At 45.6% G+C, this 4,580-nt stretch carries 3 protein-coding genes and 1 pseudogene; all 4 read left to right on the top strand.

The window, feature by feature from the left end; all coding sequences use genetic code 11:
- Positions 1 to 993 (top strand): annotated as a pseudogene (locus tag AC1DWN_RS28520) (copper amine oxidase N-terminal domain-containing protein); the annotation flags it as partial.
- Positions 994 to 1,170: 177 nt separating this feature from the next.
- Positions 1,171 to 2,121 (top strand): magnesium/cobalt transporter CorA, encoded by a 951-nt coding sequence (corA, locus tag AC1DWN_RS28525; RefSeq protein WP_477562262.1) that lies wholly within the window; start codon positions 1,171 to 1,173, stop codon positions 2,119 to 2,121.
- A complete protein-coding gene (locus AC1DWN_RS28530) occupies positions 2,118 to 2,972 on the top strand; it encodes a phosphodiester glycosidase family protein (RefSeq protein WP_477562263.1) in 855 nt (284 codons plus the stop codon). Before corA ends, AC1DWN_RS28530 begins: the two co-directional genes overlap by 4 nt.
- Positions 2,973 to 3,000: 28 nt before the next feature.
- Positions 3,001 to 4,580 (top strand): ATP-dependent helicase HrpB (gene hrpB / locus AC1DWN_RS28535; RefSeq protein WP_477562264.1); only part of this gene is annotated, 1,580 nt, incomplete at its 3' end.

Below are 4,580 nucleotides of genomic sequence, written 5' to 3' on the forward strand. Positions count from 1 at the left end.
ATCTATATGAATCCAGTAGGCGGTTACATTAAGACGGATTGGAGCACATTATACGGAAATTACTTAAACCTGCCTCTTGTGCCTAAAGAGATTACGGAGGATACTTCTAGAAAGCTTCTTTTAAGTGATAGTCCCGAAACATTTAAAGAGGAAGGTATCCTCTACCAGGACAGCTTCTCAGGCAAAGGTCGCCTATATGCAGATCACTTGAACGGCTCAGGTGTAAAAGTTTCATTTGCTATCTTGGCAACCAACCAATCGACTGAACCCGTAACCATTAGAACGACCAATAAAGGGGAGGTTTACCCTTCCATTTATGCGAATCTGATTGGCAGCGAGGCTACTACTGATTTTCTGATGAATGATCCTATTGATGAGAAGATGGTCATACCACCAGGTGAAACGTTTGTTTATAAGCAATTCCCTGATTTCTACCCGGGACAGGGCGTGAATTTATTATATGATGTAGAAACGGATGGACTAGTACAATTCACCTTCGCTAATAGTAAGACCGCCGTATCGAATAAGATGCTTGATCTTCCAAAGCTTCCTTTCAACGGCCATATTAGAGGGACCTTCCCGATCACTGGTTTTGATTGGAAAGTGGATCTATCACAAGATGGTTTAAAGAAGCCAATGAGACTCGTATTTGGCGATGGGAAGATCGATCCATTCCAAAAGGGCTTTGATCCGCTTCGAGGGATAGAAGTCGTTGATCCAGGCAATTACGGTACAGTGTACAAGATCCATTCCGATAAGCCTCGGAAAATGGCCATTATGGTTTTAGCTAGAGGCGGCGTATTCAAAGGTCCATTTAAAGTGAATGGAGAACTGCGGAAGGTGCCGGGTTCTGGCGTTCTGACCGCTTTTGACGGTATGGTTATTTTGGCGAAAACTACCGGTAAAGAGAAATCTCTCGATATCGAATTTAGTCCGCCGGCAGGTTCGGCATTCCCAATTAACTTAATCTTCTATCCGTTAGACGATCGTTAATTATGTTTCATGCTTAATCAAACAGGCATCTCCATTCATTTTAATGAAGGGGATGCCGTTTTTTTCTACTTATAGGGTGATTTTCAATTACAGAAGTAGTTGTTTCGTGTAAAATAGAACAATCGCATATTTAGTTAAGCATTTATGATTTGGCGTTTGAACGGGAGGGCATCGGCTTTGATTCGAATAATTGGCTTTACCAAACACAAGAAATGGGTCACGGACCTGAAGCTGGATCAGGTGAACTCTACTGATCTGGATTGGTACTGGGTAGATTTTAGCTGCCCAAATGAAGAGGAGTGCAAGCTGCTAGAGACATTTTTTCATTTTCATCCATTGGCAATCGAGGACTGCTATCATTTATTGCAGCGTCCGAAATTGGATCATTATGACGATGTTCATTTTTTGGTACTTCATGCGATAGAGCGGAAGACGCTGAATGTGAATGAGGTTAACGTGTTTATCGGACCTCGTTATATCGTGACGTTTCATTATCAGGCATGTCCAGAAATAGATGATGCCCGCATTAAGCTAATGTCATCTGTAAAAGTCGGTGAGCATGGGCATTTATATGCGGCATATCAAGTGATAGACAAGCTGGTTGATCAGTATTTTCCGGCTGTGCATGAGCTTGAGGATCAATTAGTTGATATGGAGATCGGCAGCGGTGATGGACCCGACCAGACAGCAATGAGCGACATCTTCAGCATTAGGTCTAGACTGCTGCGATTGCGTAAGACGATCATTCCGATGAGAGATTTACTTTATCGCATAACCAACTCCGAACGAATTGTTGAGATGAAGCATTATATGGCCTTTTATCATGATGTCTATGATCACTTGCTCAAGCTGTCCGAGATGATGGACTCTTGCCGAGAAATGACGGCGGATTTGCGTGACAGTTATATATCTTATAACTCCAATCGAATGAATACCATTATGAAAACATTGACGGTAATTACGACTATATTTATGCCGCTGACTTTTTTGGCGGGGCTGTATGGGATGAATTTCAACAATATGCCTGAGCTCACTTGGAGCTGGGGATACTTCGCTGTTCTAGGTGTCATGTTTATTATTGCTGTTAGCATGTTCGCTTGGTTCAAACRAAAAGGATGGTTTAAATGAATAAGGCTAAGGAGATTAACACTGATATGCAAACGAATGAACCGACTCGCTTGAGCAGAAAGCGAATCTTCGCAATTGTGGGTATTATGTTGGGAATTTTGCTTGTATCAGCCGTCCTATTTTATTTTATGATTATGGCACTAAGTAATAAAACAAAACCGGATGAGCTTGCACTAAGCACGGCAAAGCAATATACCTATACAGAAGCTAGTGCTTCTAACGGAATGACACTACATGTTCTACAGACGAAACCGTCCAACATCACACTGGAAGCGATTCAGAACAATGTAACGCTGACCGAACATGTCGGTATTAACGGCGGCTTCTTCTATGGGGATCAGCTGCTTAGTATTAGTGTTGTGAATAGTCTGCCTGTTAATGGAGCGATTGGTAAGTTTGGAACTGGAAGTGAAAATGTAAAGTATGCTCGTGGTACGCTAGTATGGGATGGGGCGGCAGATACACTAAGTGTTCAGGTGGTTCGACTTGCGAATGAGCTGAAAGTGAAGGATCATAATCGCTTTTGGGCACAAGGCGGCATTAGTATGAGTCTTGGCAATGACAGCGAATGGTATAAGCAAGCGGCTTTAGAAAATGCGCCATTCCCGGACGAGGATAGACTGCGCTCTGCGGCAGTTTACGATAATAGGGGCACGATCTACTTAATTGTCAGTGAAACAAAAGGGACGTTAGAAATGTTCCGTCAAGCGATTATTGATACGTTTAGCAAAGATAATCTGGTTGATGGTATTTTTCTAGATGGAGATGGGTCTTCACAGCTGTATAGTAATGAGGTTTCATTACCTGGTGATAACCGTCCTGTCGTTCAGATGCTGCGCATTGTTAAATAAGATTGAGGTAAAAGAAGGGGTTTTCACCATGAATCAACTGCCAATTGATGCGGTATTGCCGGAGCTGCTGGAAAAGTTGCAAGCTCACGTTAATGCTGTACTAGTTGCTGAGCCGGGAGCGGGAAAGACGACGCGGGTACCGCTGGCACTGCTTGATCAGCCTTGGCTGTCTGGCAAAAAGATTATTATGCTGGAGCCTCGCAGGCTTGCCGCTCGTTCGGCGGCGCATTTCATGGCAAGGACATTAGGCGAGAAGGCCGGTGAAACGGTAGGTTACCGAGTACGGCTTGATTCACGGATTGGTCCGAACACTCGCATTGAAGTAATCACGGAAGGCGTCTTAACAAGGATGCTACAAGAGGATCCTGCACTAGAGCAGGTCGGAGTGATTCTTTTCGATGAATTTCATGAACGACATCTGCATGGTGATTTGGGATTAGCGCTTTGTTTGCAGTCACAGCTGCTGCTGCGAGATGATTTGCGATTGGTGGTAATGTCGGCAACACTTGATGCAGATCCAATAGCAGAGCTGCTTGGTGATGCTCCTGTTATTCGCTCCAAAGGCCGAGTATTTCCAGTCATCACAAATTTTGCTCAGGCACGTGTTATTGGGCCAATCGAGCCGCATATGGGTAGGACGATTATGGAAGCTCTTCGCGCAAGTGAGGGGGATGTACTTGCGTTTCTGCCTGGTGTGGCTGAAATTCGCCGAACGGCTAGGTGGCTTACAGAAGCTAGCCTTGCTTCACCTATTCGAATTGAAGAGCTGCATGGCAGCCTGTCGCTGGAAAAACAAGATGCAGCTGTACTTCCTTGCCTGAAAGGCGAGCGAAAGGTTGTACTTGCCACATCAATTGCGGAATCCAGTTTGACTGTCGAAGGGGTTACAATTGTCGTTGATAGCGGGCTTATGCGAGTACCCCGCTTCTCTCCACGTACTGGCATGACCCGTTTGGAGACGGTTCCCGTATCGCAAGCATCTGCTGATCAGCGAAGAGGCAGAGCAGGACGCCTTGCTCCGGGAGTCTGTTATCGGCTTTGGACGGAGCAGGAGCATCCTTATTTGCCTGCGCAAAATGCACCAGAGCTGCTCGAAGCAGATCTTGCTCCACTTGCGCTTGAGCTTGCCGTGTGGGGCATTCAGAATCTAGATGAACTAGAGTGGTTGACGCCTCCGCCAAAACCAGCCTATGAACAAGCAACATCACTACTGCGTCAGTTGAAAGCGATTGATGAGTCAGGTAAACCAACAACGGCTGGTGTGCAAATCGCAAAGCTCGGACTTCATCCAAGGCTTGGAGCAATGATTCTTCATGCGGCCAAAAAAGGCTGCGCTCGAGAAGCTTGTGAATTGGCTGCTTTATTGAGCGAGCGGGATTTGCTTCCTCAAGAACGGAATGTAGATGTGAAGCATCGCTTGGACTTGCTTTACCGTTTAACGGGGCATGGTAGCATTGGCGGAGGGGAAAGCAGCAAAGCTGATCATCCAAGCAGTGGTGCCGCATATCGCATAATGGCTCAAGCTGCTCAATGGGAAAGAGGAATCGGTCAGCTAACAACAACTGTGAGCCCGATGCCTCTAGGCGCTTTGCTTGCGCTGGCTTATCC

The organism is Paenibacillus sp. P4_A7 (genome assembly GCF_056402455.1).